The organism is Vibrio sp. 2132-1 (assembly GCF_033344315.1).
Genome location: NZ_JAWPON010000021.1, coordinates 1 through 17,438, shown reverse-complemented (window position 1 = coordinate 17,438; position 17,438 = coordinate 1). Strand labels below are relative to the sequence as shown.

14 protein-coding genes are annotated in these 17,438 nt (G+C 43.4%); 4 read left to right on the top strand and 10 right to left on the bottom strand.

Annotated features, from left to right (window positions below):
• Nucleotides 1–83: 83 nt before the first annotated feature.
• The 7 genes from R8N47_RS20025 to R8N47_RS19995 all read right to left on the bottom strand — a co-directional run bounded on the left by R8N47_RS20025 (nt 84) and on the right by R8N47_RS19995 (nt 10,519).
• Nucleotides 84–1,775, bottom strand: coding sequence for an ABC transporter ATP-binding protein (locus R8N47_RS20025; protein ID WP_064354891.1), 1,692 nt, complete (start codon nt 1,773–1,775; stop codon nt 84–86).
• Entirely contained in the window at nt 1,772–3,382 is a 1,611-nt protein-coding gene (locus R8N47_RS20020) for an ATP-binding cassette domain-containing protein (protein ID WP_064354890.1), read from the bottom strand. Before R8N47_RS20020 ends, R8N47_RS20025 begins: the two co-directional genes overlap by 4 nt.
• 264 nt (nt 3,383–3,646) lie before the next feature.
• Nucleotides 3,647–5,827, bottom strand: coding sequence for a TonB-dependent receptor (locus R8N47_RS20015; RefSeq protein WP_005375288.1), 2,181 nt, complete (start codon nt 5,825–5,827; stop codon nt 3,647–3,649).
• 94 nt (nt 5,828–5,921) lie between these two features.
• Complete coding sequence (locus R8N47_RS20010) at nt 5,922–6,890, bottom strand: siderophore ABC transporter substrate-binding protein (protein ID WP_064354889.1); 969 nt, start codon at nt 6,888–6,890, stop codon at nt 5,922–5,924.
• Between the two features lie 53 nt (nt 6,891–6,943).
• Complete coding sequence (locus R8N47_RS20005) at nt 6,944–7,897, bottom strand: iron chelate uptake ABC transporter family permease subunit (protein ID WP_064354888.1); 954 nt, start codon at nt 7,895–7,897, stop codon at nt 6,944–6,946.
• Nucleotides 7,894–8,838: an iron ABC transporter permease gene (locus R8N47_RS20000; RefSeq protein ID WP_005375291.1), complete on the bottom strand. Its 945-nt coding sequence runs from the start codon at nt 8,836–8,838 to the stop codon at nt 7,894–7,896. Before R8N47_RS20000 ends, R8N47_RS20005 begins: the two co-directional genes overlap by 4 nt.
• A 760-nt stretch (nt 8,839–9,598) precedes the next feature.
• Nucleotides 9,599–10,519, bottom strand: coding sequence for a M14 family metallocarboxypeptidase (locus R8N47_RS19995; RefSeq protein ID WP_064354887.1), 921 nt, complete (start codon nt 10,517–10,519; stop codon nt 9,599–9,601).
• 172 nt (nt 10,520–10,691) lie between these two features.
• Here R8N47_RS19995 and R8N47_RS19990 point away from each other — a divergent pair, with 172 nt between their 5' ends.
• Nucleotides 10,692–11,597 carry a DUF808 domain-containing protein gene (locus R8N47_RS19990; protein WP_062730918.1) on the top strand — a complete coding sequence of 302 codons (906 nt, stop codon included), beginning with the start codon at nt 10,692–10,694 and terminating at the stop codon, nt 11,595–11,597.
• A gap of 95 nt (nt 11,598–11,692) precedes the next feature.
• Here R8N47_RS19990 and pyrC read toward each other — a convergent pair whose 3' ends face one another.
• Both pyrC and R8N47_RS19980 read right to left on the bottom strand, forming a co-directional pair.
• On the bottom strand, nt 11,693–12,721 hold the full coding sequence (gene pyrC, locus R8N47_RS19985) for a dihydroorotase (RefSeq protein ID WP_064354886.1): 1,029 nt from the start codon (nt 12,719–12,721) through the stop codon (nt 11,693–11,695).
• Between the two features lie 155 nt (nt 12,722–12,876).
• Nucleotides 12,877–13,041, bottom strand: a complete 165-nt coding sequence (locus R8N47_RS19980) for a YqaE/Pmp3 family membrane protein (protein WP_005375297.1) — start codon at nt 13,039–13,041, stop codon at nt 12,877–12,879.
• Nucleotides 13,042–13,308: 267 nt separating this feature from the next.
• On the opposite strand from R8N47_RS19980, the gene R8N47_RS19975 reads away from it, so the two are divergent.
• Nucleotides 13,309–15,126, top strand: a complete 1,818-nt coding sequence (locus tag R8N47_RS19975) for a hybrid-cluster NAD(P)-dependent oxidoreductase (RefSeq protein WP_064354885.1) — start codon at nt 13,309–13,311, stop codon at nt 15,124–15,126.
• 99 nt (nt 15,127–15,225) lie between these two features.
• On the opposite strand, the gene nadE is transcribed toward R8N47_RS19975, so the two are convergent.
• Nucleotides 15,226–16,056 carry an ammonia-dependent NAD(+) synthetase gene (nadE, locus tag R8N47_RS19970; protein ID WP_005375299.1) on the bottom strand — a complete coding sequence of 277 codons (831 nt, stop codon included), beginning with the start codon at nt 16,054–16,056 and terminating at the stop codon, nt 15,226–15,228.
• Nucleotides 16,057–16,234: 178 nt separating this feature from the next.
• Here nadE and R8N47_RS19965 point away from each other — a divergent pair, with 178 nt between their 5' ends.
• Both R8N47_RS19965 and R8N47_RS19960 read left to right on the top strand, forming a co-directional pair.
• Nucleotides 16,235–16,768: a nicotinate-nicotinamide nucleotide adenylyltransferase gene (locus R8N47_RS19965; RefSeq protein WP_064354884.1), complete on the top strand. Its 534-nt coding sequence runs from the start codon at nt 16,235–16,237 to the stop codon at nt 16,766–16,768.
• A gap of 14 nt (nt 16,769–16,782) precedes the next feature.
• Entirely contained in the window at nt 16,783–17,265 is a 483-nt protein-coding gene (locus tag R8N47_RS19960; protein WP_017635276.1) for a hypothetical protein, read from the top strand.
• Nucleotides 17,266–17,438 lie beyond the last annotated feature (173 nt).

Sequence of the window (17,438 nt, the reverse complement as noted above, 5' to 3'; positions counted from 1 at the left end):
TGAGAATTCGCTTTATTATTATTGCTTTACAACATGCCTGTAAGATTCTTTAGATGATACAATGTGCTAAAGTGACAAAAAACTCAATTGACACCGCTTAGATTTAAGTATTGATTGTTATTAGTTTCTTCAGCCGCCAATTTGTCCCTACTTTTCAAGGAAGTAGAGTTGTACTGTGCAACTATAACTCTTCTACCCTCAATCGTGAGTTCCAATGTGGGTGACCATATATTCTGATCGCGATGCGTCACAATAATCACGGTCGAGTTCAATGTTTGAATATGTTGAGCAATACTTTTTTCGGTTGCTTCGTCTAATGCTGCCGTCGCTTCGTCGAAAATGAGGATTGGCGCCTTTTTAATGAGAGCTCGCGCAATTGCGACTCTCTGTCTTTCACCTCCTGACAACCCTGAGCCTCTTTGTCCTACTGTTTGATGTATTCCTTTAGGAGATGAGTCAATAAGTTTGTCCAATTGTGCGTGTCTTGCAAAGCTCTCAACTTCATAATCACTTGCATTGGGATTACCTAACCGAATGTTATCCGCCAATGTGCCAGTAAAAATGACCGGTTCTTGAGCAACATAGGCTATATGCTGGGTGAGCACGTCATAAGGGATATTCTTTAGATCTATCCCTCCGAGCGAAATAAGACCTTGGTCAGGATCATCAAACCTTAGAAACAGGCCCAGTAAAGTGCTTTTGCCACTGCCACTGACTCCATTGATGACGACGGTATCACCTTGTTTGATCTCCGTGCTAGCATCTTCAAAGAGATCTAAATGGCCCACAAGGTTCAGTTCGAACTTATGGTTTTTGGGGGAGGTTGCAAATTGAGGATTAGGCTCAGGCAGAACAGGGACATTCGTTAACTGAGCGTAATTTTTAATTGAGGATTTTACGTCGTTAATCGCAAAGCCTGCCAACGCGAGTTCACCCAAAGGTGCAGCTGCACGGGTAATCAATATCAATAAAGCCAAGACTAATAAGGGTTGAGTAATCGGCTCTAAGACGAGATAGATGGCGATACCTGCAAGGGGTAAAATCGTTGCCAATCCTGATACTAAGGTTGCGATAGAAGCGTTACGATTAATAGTTGAATGAGCTTCTTCTTGTGCGTGCCAACTCTGTTCAATACGCTCGATTGAGCGCTCAGGCCCCGCTGTTGAGCGAAGTAACTCAAGGTGATCTATGAGCTCAAGTGTTGATTTAGTCGCTTGAAGCTCTGCGTCATGTCGGTCGCTATCTGAGCGACTTAGGTATCTTTGCGCCTTGTACTGAACGAGCAGTGCAACTAGTAACAGTACGGCACTGAGTAGTGCAATTTCACCTCCTCCAACGACCCCAATACCGATAATTAAAAATATGGGTAACATTGGAGCGTGTAAAAATGTTTGTAGCTGATGAGCAGGAATGGCTATAAAGCCAGGTATTCCTCGTTCTGCTAGTTGAGTGAGCTGAGTTCTATGCTGATCATTAAACCAAGCTAACTTTGCTTTACTGAGCGAATGACCTACTGATGAATAAAGATCCCCAGCCAGTTTCGCACCAGAGAGAAATCCAGAACGAGTTACAATAACGGTAACTATCACAGTTAGAACAGCAGCTATTATGACGTTCAATGGTGAAGCTTGTTCGACAATAGATATTGCAAGAAATGTGTAAGCCGTTGCCTCAAATAATGCAACTAGTCCCCAACCTATAGCGACTCGATATAGACGGTGCTTTGCACTTTGTGGAATTGTCGAATTGGAATAGAGGGTATTGTGAGCCGTCATACTTCTTCATCCTGTCGTTGAGCCTTTCTGTTGAGCATCAATGTAGTGTCTGCAAGTTTCGCGAGTTCTGAGTCGTGAGTAATTATGATCAATATCTTGTCTTGTGTTTTCGCAAACTTCGCGAGATTTCTGATCACAGTGAAGGCCGTATTTTTATCGAGAGCACTGGTTGGTTCATCCAGTAATAGAACGTTGGCTTGAGTTAGAAATGTGTTAGCTATTGCGACACGTTGTTGCTCGCCTCCTGAAAGCACGCTTGCATCAGAATTGAGGTCAATCTTTAATTGAGCTTGTTGCAAAGCTTGGTTCAGCTCGTCGTCACTTGAACTTGGCGTTGATAGTTTCAAATTCTGCCTAATGGTAGTTTTGAGTACACCGATATCTTGGGGTACATAGCGTATGGCGGAGTATCGGGATATCTCAGAGAGTTTAGACAGTTGATTGCCTCCTAAGGTAACGAAGCCTGAAAGAGGTGTTTCTTGACCTGCTAATAGACGTAGTAACGTACTTTTGCCTGCTCCGCTAGGCCCCATGATGGCTGTAAATGAACCCCGTGGGAAGTAGTGGGAGAAGTTATCAATAATATTAACAGTTCCATTAGCCACTACGATATTTGATGCTTGTAGTGATAGCGGTTTTTCTCCCGCGCTCAAACTGCCACTTTCTATTTGTGGTTGCTGTAAAAAGTCGCTGATGTTCTTTGCAGCATTCTTTCCTGCGTTAACGTAGTCCAATCCATGGCCAAGCTTCAGTGCGGGTGATACGACGGCCAAACCAAAAAAGAATAGCGACGCCATTGCCACGGGACTTAATTCATAGCCAATGGTATAGGCCATTGCGAAAGTCGAAACCGCTTGAAGTAATGCGGTAGCAATTGCTGCTGGAAGGGCAACGCTACCAACCCATTTCACTATGCCGTGAGTAAAGCGTCTTGTGGCATCATTATAGCTGTCGAGTGCTCCTGCTTGCGTGCCGTAAATTCGATTTACTCGGATACCTCTTGTGTAGTCGTTTACTGCGGTAACGATATCACCCATTATTGTCATGCGCTCTTTGCCATGTTTAGCGGCGAACCTAGGTAAAAAGAGTAGGTAGTACAATGATGCAATTAGACCAGGGAGCAGAGTAAGCATCGCTACCGGACCTGTGAGATTCAACATGATAAAAATAGAAGTTGCGGGTACGACAATGAATGTCACGAGTTCTGAAGGCAAATGCGCAACCATGTGGTGAAGCGTGCCGATGTCTTCGGAAACTATGCGACGCAGTTGATTATCACCATATTGAGAGATGGTCTTGCTTGGCAAGCGCGTCAAGTGCTGAGCAACTTGGCGACGTAATCGAGTGGAAAACTGCGACTCGGCATCATGAACTAACCACGAGCCCACTGATGAGGCAAGTGCGCTAGCCGCCCAAAGTCCTATGGCACCGTAAATCCATTGGTTTGCAAATTTATCGATAAGGTTTATCAAGCATAGCAGTGCACCAACTTTTGCCACAGCGGCAAGTGCTTCACAAAACGTTCCCAAAGCAAGCTTCTTAATCGATGGCTTTAAGGCTGGCATTAAGCTAGGCGTAACGTAATGTTGGCTGATTTTACTTATCATATTGTCACCTTATCTAGCCTATCAAGCGAAAATAAGGAGAACGTGGTAGAGCATATTGAGCTCTTATCGTTTTTCATATAAAGCCTATGGAAGTGGACGTTGATGGATTATGTTTTGAATTAACTTTGGCCGTAGGTGTTGCGAGCTCTTTGTCTGCTTGAATGTTGAAGATGAGTACTTCCTTTGATTTGTTGTGAATTTTCATGAACAGCCAAATGGGAGTAAGTCCCCCTTAGAAGGCAGGCTAAAGGGGAGGTGGAGGGATTAGAAATCCGCAGTAGCTGACAGCATCACTGTGCGTGGTGCGCCTAGAGCTAGGTCCGCATAGTGGGTGGTTGTCCAGTAATCTTCATCCAGGACATTGTTTACGCTAAGGCGCCAAACCACGCTTGTTTCAGCAATTTTTGAGTTGTAGCGTGCGCCAAGATCAAGAATAGTCTGTGCAGGTAATGCCTGAGTGTTTTGTGCATCAATGTACTGTTCAGACATATAGTTCGCTTGGCCGATAAGCGTGAGATCACGCATCGCAGGGAGGTTCCATTCTAATGCGAGTTTAGCTTGTAAATCGGGTAGCTTAGTTGCTTGTTTCCCCTCCTCTGTCACATCTGTTGCTTTTGTAATCTCTGCATCTGTATAGGCGATACCACCGATGAGCGTATAGTCCTTTGATAGTGTGCCGTAGAACCCCCATTCAATACCGCGATTGCGCTGTTCACCACCGAAAGAAAAAATGTTGGTATCCGGATCTTGGTACCCATTTGGCTTTTTAATCTCAAATAAACTGAACGTATGAGCAAAGCCGTCCAGGTCAAGCTTCACGCCTGCTTCAGTCTGTTTGGTTTTTTGGGGTTCAAAAGCCTCTCCTGCGTTTGCGGCGCTAGAGCCTGCTGTTTTCCCATTCGTTAAGCCTTCGGTGTAGTTACCATAAAGCGAAACTGAGCTCGAAACTTTGTATAATGCTGCAAGTGCGGGAGTGTAAGTACTTTCCTTAAACTTGGTGGTAGGAAGCGACATTCCGTTCATTATTATTCCAGATTCATAATCAATGCTCTGGTAACGCAAGCCGAGCGTGATTTGATATTTCCCATCAACAAAAGATAACGTATCGGCAATGCCATAGCTGACCTGAGTTGAATCGACAGGTAAACCATAGTAGTTGTCGTAAACTGAATTTTCTGGTCCCCAAACAGGATCATAAATATTCGAGTTCCAAGGGGCTGGATTATTATTACCTGTTGGAGAATCATTTTTATCTTCTCTAAAGTAAGTACTATTCAGTACAAGGTGGTGTTCTACTGGGCCAATGTCAAAGTTGCTACGAACACCTATCTCACCTGAAGTTCGTTTGTTCTCAAGCTTAACTGATCCGAGAGATACCTCTAGGTTACCCTCGTTATCGATGATTTTGATTCGTTGCGGTACATTTGAATGAAAATCTGTACGGCTACCACCCAATGCGCTGTATACAGTTACAGAGTCACTAACGTTTAGCTCCCCGCGAATCATCATCCCTTTATCTTCGCTATCATTGTAGGCCCAACTTGGCGTCAATAATGTGTCAGATGGAGGAGGTGATGGGATTTTGAGACCAGAAGCGATGCTTAACCCACGGTTTGCACCTTCAACTCGCTCTGTACTGTAGTAAAAATCTGCTTCAAGGAAAGCAATGTCATTACGCCAATCAAGGCTTAATGATGCAAGTTGAGTTTTTTTGCTTTGGTTGTTTATCGCGGTGTCTCCATCTTTAAATGCACCGTTGAAACGAATACCAAATTCTTCATTTGTACCAAAGCGACGTCCAATATCGATATGTCCTCCGAATTGAGTGTCCGATAAGTAGCTGCCGGTGAAAGATGTGATTGGTGTTTCTTGTGCTCTTTTTGTCACTAAGTTGATGGTGCCACCAACAGATCCATTCGGTGGCATACCGTTGAGCAAAGAAGCAGGACCTTTAAGTACATCAATACGTTGATACATTTCAGGAGAGGTTCGGTAATAAGGAGCGATACCATACAATCCATTAAACATAACGTCGCTAATGTCTGAGTTGAAACCTCTTACTTTGAAACTTTCTTTGTTTAAGCCGGTTTCACCGCTGGTGAAAACAGAGGGATCAGAAGCTGAGATTACATCTGAGATATCGCGTGCTTGTTGGTCTTGAATGTGTTTTTCTGTGTATCCAATCGTATTGAAAGGCGTTTCCATGAAGTTTTTGTCGCCAAGCATTCCCATATTACTCGCGTGAGAAACTTTGCCAGCGGCATAAACTCTGTTTGCTTCACCATAAACTGTCATTGATTCATCTACGACTTCTTCAGCTTGAGCGATACTAATTGGTACGACAAAAGTACTAAATTGAAGTGAAATAAAGAGGGCGATATGACACGGGCTTGGTTTGTTTTTCTGTGAAGAGTCCATCGCTATCTGATGATAGTCATGAGTCATTATAGATTCCTTTTCTTTGTTTGGGCTAGCTCACATCCGTTCTGACGTCGGTTGAGTGTTGAATTACTTAAGATCCAACTCATTGTTATTAGATTTAGCTTTGGTAACCTTTTAGGATGTCATCAATTATGATTTTCAGAGATGTGATGCTTGCTGAAGTGATGTACCAAGCATCGACATCAACAAAAACGACGTTGTCGTTTTTCCATGCTTTGGTTTGACGGAGTAGCGGGTTTGCTAAGTGTTCCGCATCAATGACAGGCTTTCCTTCCATTACTGCTGTTCGATCAATGATGTAAAGAATGTCTGGATCAGCTTGGCTAATGAACTCGCTAGAAATTGGCTGACCATGCAAACCTGTCTCCACTTTTTCACTCGCTGCTTTTACCCCCAGAACATCGAAAACGAAGCCATAACGAGACTCAACGCCAAATGAGCTGAAAGCACCATTGTTATGCATGACAACCAAAGCTTTTTCTGAACGCTCTTTCGTAACAGCGCGCACTTCTGCGACTTTTGCATCGATTTCGGCAACTTTCTGTTGGGCTAGCTCTTGCTTTTCAAAGATCTCACCAAGCTCTACAAGGTGTTTCTTAATGGTATCGACGTGATGGTCACGACTATTACGGTAGCTGATGTCAAAATGTAAAGTCGGAGCGAGTTGAGAGAGTTCTTCATACTGATTAGCATGTAGCGGAGTCATCAATACGAGATCTGGTTTTAGGGCATAGATCTTTTCCATATTAGGCTGAACTATCGCACCAAGATCCGCTATCTCAGGTGTGTCTTTGTATTTCGCTAGAAAGTGAGGAACAAAGTCTTTCACCATTCCTGAGATTGGAACATTTAGCTGATCTAAAAAGTCCACTTCGTTCATATCTAATGCTGCCACTCGTTGAGGGCGATGAGAAATAGTAGTTGCTCCGAGATTGTGTTCAATCACGATGAGCTTTTCTAATGGCTGAGTATCTTCAATTTTAGTTATTTCCGGCTCGCAACCTGATAAGGTTCCTAGAGCGCAGCAAGCAAGCACGATACTCAAACGTAGGGGGCTCTTAAACATGGGGTATTTCCTTTTTGTCAGTGAGTTGTCTTTAAACAGGCGAGTAACAGTTTTCATATTTGGCTTCTTGCTCTTATCGTGATGGCTAGGAAATATCCCCCACAAAGGACATTCACCAAAATAGAGACGGTGGTTTTAAAGTTAAATAAGTGCTCTACCAGAAGTTGACCAGACAAGAACATGACAATTGCAATAGCACAAGCAACGAGCAATATGTGTCTGTAGTTCGGTGCGCTAGTAATGGAATAAGCAATATTGGCAATAAAAATTCCCATAAAAGCCGTTGGGCCAATCAAGCTCGTCGAAATTGCTACCAAAATGGCGATTACAGCAAAGAACTTTGGTACATATTGCTTATCATTTAGTCCTAATGACATCGCTTGGTCTCGACCTAGACCTATCACATCTAGCTCGCGTGACCATCTGTTAGCAAAGAGTGCCAAAACGCTTAACGCAATACTGGAAAAAAGTAACGTAGAAGGTTTCGCTCGCTCAAACGAGGTATAGCTGAATCCTTGAAGGATAGAGAATTCTCCAGGGCTTATTCTGATCTGGATAAATTGAGCAAGAGTTGTCAGCACCATTGTCAAAACAAAGCCAATCAGCAGAACTTGGTGCATGTCATGTTTAAATCTATTGAGTACCCAAGATTGAATCGCTAAGGAATACAACAGAATGAGTATTGCAGAGACAGCGAAATTACCGACAACGCCTAATGTAGCGATGCCAGAAGTGCCCGCTAGTAATAAGAGTAGGGTTTGCCAAACCAGATAAACCGACTCATATCCCATAATGGATGGCGTAAGAATACGATTACCAGCCAAAGCTTGGAAAATAACAGCAGAGATGGCCACGCAGCTGCCCCCAATAACTATGGCACCAAGTTTAATCAGTCTCTTGGGGATGACGTAATCAAAATCCCACCCAGAGCTTGTAAAGATAAAGGCGATAGATAGTATGCAAACGAGTATAATGCTCACTCGCATGTTTGAGTAATGTGATCTCATACTCGTGCTCCTTTCAAAAGAAACACAAGAAACATAACTCCCCCGATAGCACTGGCTGTTAATCCAATTGGGACTTCAAAAGGAAAGGCAACAACTCTGCCTATGACATCGCAAAAAATAAGTAACGAAGCGCCGCCTAGTGCAACGATTGGTAGGGTATTTTTAAGGTGATCGCCATATTTTAGTGCGACTAGGTTAGGTATGACTAAACCGATAAAATGAATGGCACCTACGGTCACCACTGTTATAGCAACTGTCACGGAAACTAGCATTAGACCCAAGGCGGCAGTGAACGCAATATTAATTCCTAAGTTGGACGCAACATCTTCGCCCATTCCCATCACAGTAAACTTATGTGCATATAAGTAAGTCAGTAGGGTGATGGGTAAAATCAAGAAAATTATTTCATAGTGTTCTTGGACCACTTTGGAGAGATCTCCCATTAACCAACCGGACATACTCTGTAAGATGTTGTTTTGATAAGCATAAAACTCCGCTATGGCACTTAGTACACTACCAAACATAAGCCCAATCACAGGTATTAACGCAGAGTTACTGAATTTAATTTTTCGTACGATGGCAATGTAGATAAGGCCAGCGGCGAAGCAAAATAGTACGGCGAAGAGCATACGTTCAAGCTTGTCTGAGGATGGAAGCATGACGATAGATACCAAAATACCGAGCTTTGCCGCATCGATACCGCCTGTGGTGCCCGGCTCAACAAAACGATTTCTAACAATATGTTGAAGAATAACACCACATATTGCGAGACCAGATCCGGTAAGAATTAGTGCGATTAGCCTTGGTAATCTGCTAGCAGTAATCGGTAGCCAAGCTTTGTCATCCATGGTCAGCAATAACGACCAATCTAGTTGGTTTGCGCCGACGAAAATTGAAGTTAAGCACAGTATAAAAAACAGGCTTACTACGTGAATACTCATACAGAATCTGCCCCAAAATAAAGTGAGTTTCTCTTAACTTATGACTTGGGGATGGAATACGAATAATGAATATCTATTCGCATATAGGTTCTAAATTCCAACAAAACATAACCAAGTTATTTTTTATAAACATTAAGGTCACAATCCAGCCCTCAAAGTATCACTAGGCCATACCTAAAAATTCAACGTGCTGATTTGGCTTTAAAACTGGATTAACTAGCAAAAGAAAAGTGCCGCTTTCAATGCAAAGAGAAAGAGGTTCTCGATTTAAAATTAAAATACAAATGATAATTATTTTCATTATATCTTTGTTTTTTCGGTTAAGCAATGAGGTTCATATGTGTTTCTCTAAAAAGATCAATCGCGTATAAAAACAAGGCAATGGCTAATGCATGTGCTTTTGGGTAAGTGATTAAAAAATAAAGCCAAAGAGCATTAAGCTTTCTTATTGTTTAAGGATGTTTTTCGCTTCAGAAGCTCGTTGGTTGAGGTTTGATTTAAATGGTATGACGATAGTTTGTTCAGGAAGAGGAGTTAGTAGTGACGATGATGTCTAGATGTCATTTGTATTTTAGGATTTATTAGATACCGCATTAAAATAGCGTCATAAAGTCGTGATGCTTCGCATCTTCAGTGTTAGCGATGTTAATGCGGTAATTTCTAATAAACTAGCGGATTAATGTCTCAACTTGCTTTTGGAGCAAAGTAAAGCTGATTCACAATTCAAAGACATCGTCAGTTGCTTTATTGTTAACCTGTGTTATTCGAGCTTACTTAGTACGTAATTCAAACCACCAACTACGGCTGCAACTTGCGCATCGTTGCATTCTTCGTCGGTCACCGTTGGGCTGTCTGGGTACACTTCCGTTGTCGTGCCGTAAACGCAATTTGTTACGCCGCCACACAGGCCCAGTTTTACCATTGGGTAGTTGATAACGCCAAACTGTACGACGGGTGAACCAATGATTTCGCCGTTTTCATCTGCTGGTGCAATGTGAGTCACTTTTGCAACTGACTCAATGACCGCTTTTTGGAAGTCAGGCTGAGGGTTTTCACTATCTCCCACCGTGTAAAAGCCATCTGGGATCATACCTTCAATGTACTCAATACCATCACGAGCAGCTAAGGCTGGACGGAACTCAGTTTCGTCAGAATCTGTCGTTTCATGTAGATCAATGTGCATTAACACATCGCCTAAAGTTGCAACTAGCTTTATGAGGTTAGCGGATTCTTCGGCAGGACTATTCTTATAGAAAGAGCGGTTTGGATCAATCGCGTTTGGATTCCAGCGGTTGATCACCTCGTAACCCCAAGGGCTTACGCAGGGGGCAACGACAATATTGAAATGCTCTGCATAGCGCTCTGCTTCCGTTTCTACAAACTTTAATGCGCCATGTACACCGCTGGTTTCGTAACCGTGCACGCCGCCTGTGACCAACACAACAGGTTTAGTTGAATCCCAATTGCGTGTTTTGATACAAAACAGAGGGAAGCGTGCCTCGTTGTATGAGAGCGCACCATATTGTTCAACATCAAAATGCCCGCGTAGGGCATCGATTTTACTGACGACTTCATCTTGGTAGCTACGTTTTACTTCTTGCGTTGCTAACCAAGCTTTACGTTCTTCTTCGGTCCAAGGTTGGCCAGGAGTACCGATCGGGTAAATGTATCCACTTTTCATCTATACTTTTTCTTTTGACTGCTGAAAGGTATCACAAGACTAGACCCGTCTTATCTTTACGGCAATATAAAACACCATTTGGGGTGGTATTCTTTGCAAAATCATCACTTTGATGAGTGATTCATTGGTGTTACATTTTGTTACTTACTCAATTTCATATAAGAGACCAAAAATGGCTGGAGCAAGTTTACTCACACTGTTGGACGATATTGCCACGGTGCTTGATGATGTCGCCTTAATGTCAAAAATGGCGGCAAAGAAAACCGCAGGTGTGTTGGGAGATGATCTAGCGTTAAACGCTCAACAAGTGTCTGGTGTTGCATCTGAGCGAGAGATTCCAGTAGTTTGGGCGGTTGCAAAAGGCTCATTCAAAAATAAATTGATTTTAGTTCCTTCAGCTTTACTTATTAGCGCGATTATTCCATGGCTTATCATGCCATTATTGCTAATTGGCGGCTTATTTCTCTGCTTTGAAGGGGCAGAGAAAGTACTTGAGAAAGTGTTTCCTCACTCGCATCCGCACGAAGAAAAAGAGGAGCTAGTTAATACTGGCGAGTCGATAGAAGAGTATGAAAGGCGTAAAGTTTCTGGTGCAATTCGAACAGACTTTATCCTTTCCGCAGAAATCATCGTGATTGCGTTAGGTACCGTGACAGGAGCCAGTCTTGTTACGCAAATTTTAGTTGTCAGTTTAATTGCAGTGATTATGACGGTTGGGGTTTATGGACTAGTCGCTGGGATTGTGAAGCTAGATGATTTAGGCCTTTACCTTGAAAGTCGCTCAAACGGTAAAGGTTGGGTGGCGAAAGTCGGAGGGGCCTTGGTCGCTTTTGCACCAAAGTTGATGAAGTTGTTAACCATTGTAGGAACTGCTGCGATGTTTTTGGTGGGTGGAGGAATTGTGGTGCACAACGTGCCAGCCATTCATCACTTTGTAGAGCCGATTATTATGAACTTTAGTGGCCATTCGGTTGCTACAGCCATTTTGCCTATTTTATTGAACGGTATTATCGGCTTTGTGGCAGGGTTAGTTGTGGTTGCGGTATGGACGATGGTTGAAAAGCTTCGTGGTCAATAATCACATCTAAAACATGAGACGATAGTAACAAGGGTCATGACTTCTTTTTACAAAAAGCATGACCCTGTTTTATAGGTGAAACGTCAGTAAAGTACTTACTTCACTTTCCACTCGATCTGTTCATTTGCTCGAATAGGCACAACGATATCATTGCCAAATGGCATCGTTTCTGGCACATCCCAAGCGGATTTTTCTAACGTTACCGTATCTGTGTTACGTGCAATGCCGTAAAAATCAGGACCGTTGAAGCTTGCGAAAGCTTCCAAGTTTTCCAACTTGCCTTCTTTTTCGAAGACTTCTGCATAAAGCTCTAGCGCTGCGTGTGCAGTGTAAGAACCAGCACAACCGCAAGCCGATTCTTTTGCCCCTTTCGCATGTGGCGCTGAGTCTGTACCTAGGAAAAACTTCTTGCTACCACTAGTTGCTGCTTCGATCAGCGCTTGCTGGTGGGTTCCGCGCTTAAGAATTGGCAAACAGTAGAAATGAGGTTTAATACCACCCACAAGCATGTGGTTACGGTTGAAAAGAAGGTGGTGGGCAGTGATGGTAGCCGCTACGTTGTCTGAGGCGTTGCTAACGAAGTTTGCTGCGTCGGCGGTGGTGATATGTTCTAGAACGATTTTAAGATTAGGGAAGTCATTGACGATAGGAGCGAGGACGGTATCAAGGAATTCTTTTTCTCGGTCGAATATATCAATATCGTGATGTGTTACCTCCCCATGAACCAAAAGTAACATTCCTACTTCTTCCATTGCTTCTAAAACGTGATAAATGTTTTTCGCATTGGTCACACCGGAATCTGAGTTTGTGGTAGCGCCTGCAGGATAAAGCTTGGCAGCAACAATGTGTCCGGTTGCTTTAGCCTTACGTATTTCGTCTGGTGTCGTGTTATCTGTAAGGTAAAGCGCCATTAAAGGCTCAAACTGTTCGCCATGTTGCTCTTTAATAATTCGGTCACGGTAGGCTAGGGCGAGCTCAGTTGTAGTAACAGGTGGGACGGTATTTGGCATAATCAGCGCACGGCCATTGTAGCGGCTGATGTCGCGAACGGTGTCTTTAAGAACTTCCCCATCGCGTAAGTGAACGTGCCAGTCGTCAGGACGAGTGATAGTCAGTGTTGTCATTAATTGCTCCCACCATTGAAAAGTTGTCTGATTGGAGCCTAAGCGCCGTATTTGCTTTTGAGCAAACGCTTGCGCTTAGGCGACAGGATGATAGAGGAATTGCCCTCATATTTCATCCCATTTTTCAATTTTATAAAGAGTGAGAGTGTAAGTGGTTACTTCATTGTTAACCAAAGCGCGTGGATCGTACCTGGTAGAAAGAAGAAACACGTCAATATTAGATTAATCAAAAAGTCTTTATTTAGACCTTTCTCCATAAACACCGCGACAGGCGGAAGAAAGATACATAACAAAATCAGAACCAGTTTTCTTGTATCCATAATTAAGCTCCAAATCGATAAATGGGAGTAGTGATAACTTGGGTGAATTATGTGTGTCGTATCACACTTTATCAAACGGTATTTGGTCAGAACGGTGTTAAAAAACGCGAATGTTGAGTGTAGTAAATACTTGTCACTAAAACCAAATTTATAAGAATATGGTTTCGAGAAAGTTGCGATGGATGAAGAGGCAGTAGACTCTGCAACTTAATGTGATTTGAGTATACAATACCGCAACAAATAAAAAACACCCGTAGGAAGAAGGCAATGTCGCAACCCGTTTTATCCCAAATTAATGTTTTTCCGGTTAAGTCAGTTGGCGGATTATCGCTGTCGTCCGTATGGGTTGAGAAGCAAGGATTGAGCTTCGATCGTCGCTTTATGATTGCGAAAGCTGATGGCTCGATGATCACTGCGCGAAAGTATCCGCAAATGGTAACCATTAAGTCTGCCTTATTGTCCGATGGAGTGGTGTTTAGTAGTTTGGGTATGGAGCCACTTAAAATCCGTTACCAAGATTTCAAAATGCAGGAGACACCTGCAACGGTTTGGAAAGATACATTTACTGCCTATACCACGACAGATGATGCAGATGACTGGTTTAGTCGTGTTTTGGGGCAGCGCGTTGAGTTGTTATTTAGTGGTGAGCAATCGAATCGTGTCCGTGAAAAGCTAGGTCAAAACGTCAGTTTTGCTGATGGTTATCCGGTTTTAGTGATCAGCCAAGCTTCACTTGATGAGCTGAATCGAAGAAGTTCAGAGCTGCACTCAATGGATCAGTTTCGTACTAACTTAGTTGTCTCTGATACTAAGCCATTTGAAGAAGATTCATGGAAGCGCATACGAATCGGTGAGGTAGAGTTTGAGTCTCTCAAACCTTGCGAGCGCTGTATCCTGACTACGGTGAATACCCAAAGAGGCACATTCCGTGAGAGCAAAGAGCCGCTCAAAACCTTGCAACAGTTCCGTGCAAACGATGTCGGTGGTGTGTTCTTTGGCCAGAATCTTGTCGCGCGAAATGAAGGCATTATTCGTCAAGGCGATAAAGTTGAAGTATTGGAGTACAAAGAGCCGGAGTTTTACGCAGATAACTCGCCAGTGCGCATGAAGCTTACATGTGTTGAGCGTGAAGAAATTGCCCAAGACTTTGTGACCTTATGGTTAGAGCCAAACAAAGGTTCGTTGCCTAATTACTTGCCAGGACAACACCTGCCAATAGAGGTGAATATTGATAGTAAGAAAGTGGGTCGACGCTATACCTTATCATCCAGTCCTTCTCGTCCGGGTCGTTATGCTATTTCTGTAAAGCGTATCGCGGGCGGAAGAGTCTCTAACTCACTCTTAGACAACTTACAAGTCGGTGATGTTTTAGAGGCAGAACAACCTGACGGTCAGTTCCACCTTAAAACGCATGAAGCGCAGCCTCTGCTGTTACTCTCTGCGGGTAGCGGAGTAACACCAATGTTATCAATGGTGCGTTACTTAGCGGATCATAATCAGTTGGAGAACGTGGTTTTCTACCATCAATGTCGGACCGAAAATGATATTCCTTGTCGCTCAGAGTTGGAGCAGTTAAAGCGTGAGCACCCAGGGCTAGAAGTAAAAGTCTGTTTAACGCAGCCTGCCGTTGATTGGTTTGGGTTAAAAGGGCGTTTAAGTTTGTCACACATTAAGCAAATCAAAGATGTTGAACAGCGCCAAGTGTTTGTGTGTGGTCCTGATGGTTTTATGGAGAAAGCGAAAAATCTCCTGCTAAGAAAAGGGCTGCCAGAAGAAAACTACCATCAAGAAGCGTTTGGAGTTTCTTCTCTTACGTCAAAGCCAGAGAAAAGTCTCGCTATTGACTTTAATGGAACTAAAGTCGTAGGCAACAACCAAAAAACGTTGTTAGATCAGCTCGAGGATGCTGGGAAGGTTGTTAGCAATAGCTGTCGTGCTGGCTTATGCGGCGCGTGTAAGGTTCAGCTTACGTCGGGTCAAGTACATCATCCGGACGTGCCTGCGTTGACAGATGAGGAACGTGCAATGGGAACCGTATTGGCGTGTTGTGCTGTGCCAGAGACGGACGTAACAGTAACCAACTAGGCGAGAGCAATTTTGTCCTTCGACAAAAACTGTTCCTAGACAAAAAACGCTGCTATTTTTAGCAGCGTTTTGAGTTTTAAAGAGAGCTGAAAATATCGCTTAGTCGTAAATCGTCGGGATTGGCTGGCGTTTGTGCTGCGTTGCTTTGTAAATCGCTACCAGACGGTCACTCACTTGCTGTGGAACAGGTTTGCCCTCTAAGAAGTCGTCGATTTGCTCGTAAGTTAGGCTTAGGGCATCTTCATCTGCTTTTTGTGGAGCAAGCTCTTCTAAGTCTGCTGTTGGCACTTTCTTAACTAGTTGCTCAGGTGCACCCAATGTAGCAGCTACTTCACGAACTTGGCGCTTACTTAATCCGAACAATGGTGCCATGTCACAAGCGCCATCACCAAATTTAGTGTAGAAACCAGTGATGTTTTCTGCTGAGTGATCAGTACCAAGAACAAGGCCGCCTACGTAGCCCGCGATCTCGTATTGAGCAACCATGCGAGCACGCGCTTTTACATTGCCTTTTACGAAGTCGACTTTTGCTGCATCAGTTGGTAGAAGGTCTGTGCCTTCTAATGCAACGTGAGAAGCCGAATGAAGCCCGTCAACACCTGCTTTGATGTTCACCGATACAGAATGGGTTGGCTGGATAAAAGACAGAGCGAGCTGAGCCTCATCTTCATCTTTTTGCTCCCCGTAAGGCAGACGAACTGCGATAAATTGGTAGCTATTGTTGCCCGCTTCTTCGTTTAGTTGGTCTACAGCCAACTGAGCTAAACGACCACATGTCGTTGAGTCAACGCCACCGCTGATGCCAAGAACAAGAGACTTACAGCCCGCTTCTTGCAATTTACGCTTAATAAAAGCGACACGGCGTTCAATTTCAAAATGCGGATCAATTGAAGGGAGTACGCGCATTTCGTCACGGATGGATTGTTCCATTTAGGGTTCCTTTTCCTGCAAATATTTCAGACTCTAAAGCGCATTTGCTCAAATGGTGATAAACCATACAGTTGAGGCTCATTAAACGCGACTTTAGGGTCAAAAGCTGTAAAGATTAGTAGTATCATACCGAAATCATCAGATTAGAAAACTCTCTTCAACCAGGTAATCACCGGATATGAAAAAAATCGCCATTTTTGGTAGTGCATTTAACCCACCTAGTTTAGGGCATAAAAGTGTTATTGAGTCTTTGAGCCACTTTGATCTTGTGCTACTTGAGCCAAGCATTGCACACGCTTGGGGCAAGAACATGCTTGATTACCCAACTCGGTGCAAAATGGTTGATGTGTTCATCAAGGATATGGGGCTTTCTAATGTTCAGCGTTCTGATGCAGAGCAAGCTTTATACCAACCTGGACAAAGTGTGACGACCTATGCGTTGTTAGAAAAAATTCAAGAAATCTACCCAACTGCCGATATAACTTTTGTCATTGGTCCTGATAATTTCTTCAAATTTGCTAAATTTAGTAGAGCTGAAGAGATTACGGAACGTTGGACTGTTATGGCATGTCCTGAAAAAGTAAAAGTCAGAAGCACGGATATTCGCAAAGCATTGGCCGAGGGTGAAGAGATCGGCGCCTATACAACACCTTCCGTACGTGATTTATTACTTAGTAAAGGCTTATACAGAGAAACATTGTCTGGGAGCTGAGAGGTCAGATTTTCATGGTCAGAGTCGTTTTATTTAGTGCATGTGCGCTGCTTGTGGTGACACAAGCTCATTCCGCGTGTAACTATTTTTCTGATCGTTCCGTGGTGTTTGAAGATAACACGCTTCCAATCTGTGAAGAAATTTTAGATTCCATCGGCGTGTTAAGTACTGAAGCATTGATTTGGTATGCAGCGGAAGCGAAGCTTGAAGGACCAACAGAAAACTATTGGGAGGAGTGGGCGATTAAGCCGGAAGACACCCCACTTCTAACTCAAAACTTAGAAAAGAATTACTTTGGTCTTGGTTTTTGGATGCCGGAAGAGCTTCGAGACGAAGAGAGTAAAATGGATACAGAAGAGTGGCTACGTAGTCACGGGTTGATGTTCAGCGTTGGTTTTGGTGATAAATCCGACGGGCAGCCAAGAATGCGGTTTGATTATCGTTGGCACGAATATTATGACGCTGACTGGATGATGCAGATAGAAGTACCTTTCTAGGCATCTCAAGCAAATGAAAAAAGGGCGTACATTATCAATGTACGCCCTTTTTGTTTTAATTGTGCCGTCCTAAATAAGGTTGACACTTTCCCCCCAAAAAAAATTGGAGAGTGTTATGAAATCAACAACTAAAAGAACTCAGCGCGATTACTCCCTCGCTTTTAAACTCACTG

Bases quoted from the DNA above. Each gene is read 5' to 3' on its own strand.
- R8N47_RS19980 (WP_005375297.1), bottom strand. From the start codon at position 13,041: ATGGATACAAGAAAACTGGTTCTGATTTTGTTATGTATCTTTCTTCCG.
- R8N47_RS19975 (WP_064354885.1), top strand. From the start codon at position 13,309: ATGTCGCAACCCGTTTTATCCCAAATTAATGTTTTTCCGGTTAAGTCA.
- R8N47_RS20025 (WP_064354891.1), bottom strand. From the start codon at position 1,775: ATGACGGCTCACAATACCCTCTATTCCAATTCGACAATTCCACAAAGT.
- pyrC (WP_064354886.1), bottom strand. From the start codon at position 12,721: ATGACAACACTGACTATCACTCGTCCTGACGACTGGCACGTTCACTTA.
- nadE (WP_005375299.1), bottom strand. From the start codon at position 16,056: ATGGAACAATCCATCCGTGACGAAATGCGCGTACTCCCTTCAATTGAT.
- R8N47_RS20010 (WP_064354889.1), bottom strand. From the start codon at position 6,890: ATGTTTAAGAGCCCCCTACGTTTGAGTATCGTGCTTGCTTGCTGCGCT.
- R8N47_RS19990 (WP_062730918.1), top strand. From the start codon at position 10,692: ATGGCTGGAGCAAGTTTACTCACACTGTTGGACGATATTGCCACGGTG.
- R8N47_RS19960 (WP_017635276.1), top strand. From the start codon at position 16,783: ATGGTCAGAGTCGTTTTATTTAGTGCATGTGCGCTGCTTGTGGTGACA.
- R8N47_RS19995 (WP_064354887.1), bottom strand. From the start codon at position 10,519: ATGAAAAGTGGATACATTTACCCGATCGGTACTCCTGGCCAACCTTGG.
- R8N47_RS20015 (WP_005375288.1), bottom strand. From the start codon at position 5,827: ATGACTCATGACTATCATCAGATAGCGATGGACTCTTCACAGAAAAAC.
- R8N47_RS20005 (WP_064354888.1), bottom strand. From the start codon at position 7,897: ATGAGATCACATTACTCAAACATGCGAGTGAGCATTATACTCGTTTGC.
- R8N47_RS20000 (WP_005375291.1), bottom strand. From the start codon at position 8,838: ATGAGTATTCACGTAGTAAGCCTGTTTTTTATACTGTGCTTAACTTCA.
- R8N47_RS19965 (WP_064354884.1), top strand. From the start codon at position 16,235: ATGAAAAAAATCGCCATTTTTGGTAGTGCATTTAACCCACCTAGTTTA.
- R8N47_RS20020 (WP_064354890.1), bottom strand. From the start codon at position 3,382: ATGATAAGTAAAATCAGCCAACATTACGTTACGCCTAGCTTAATGCCA.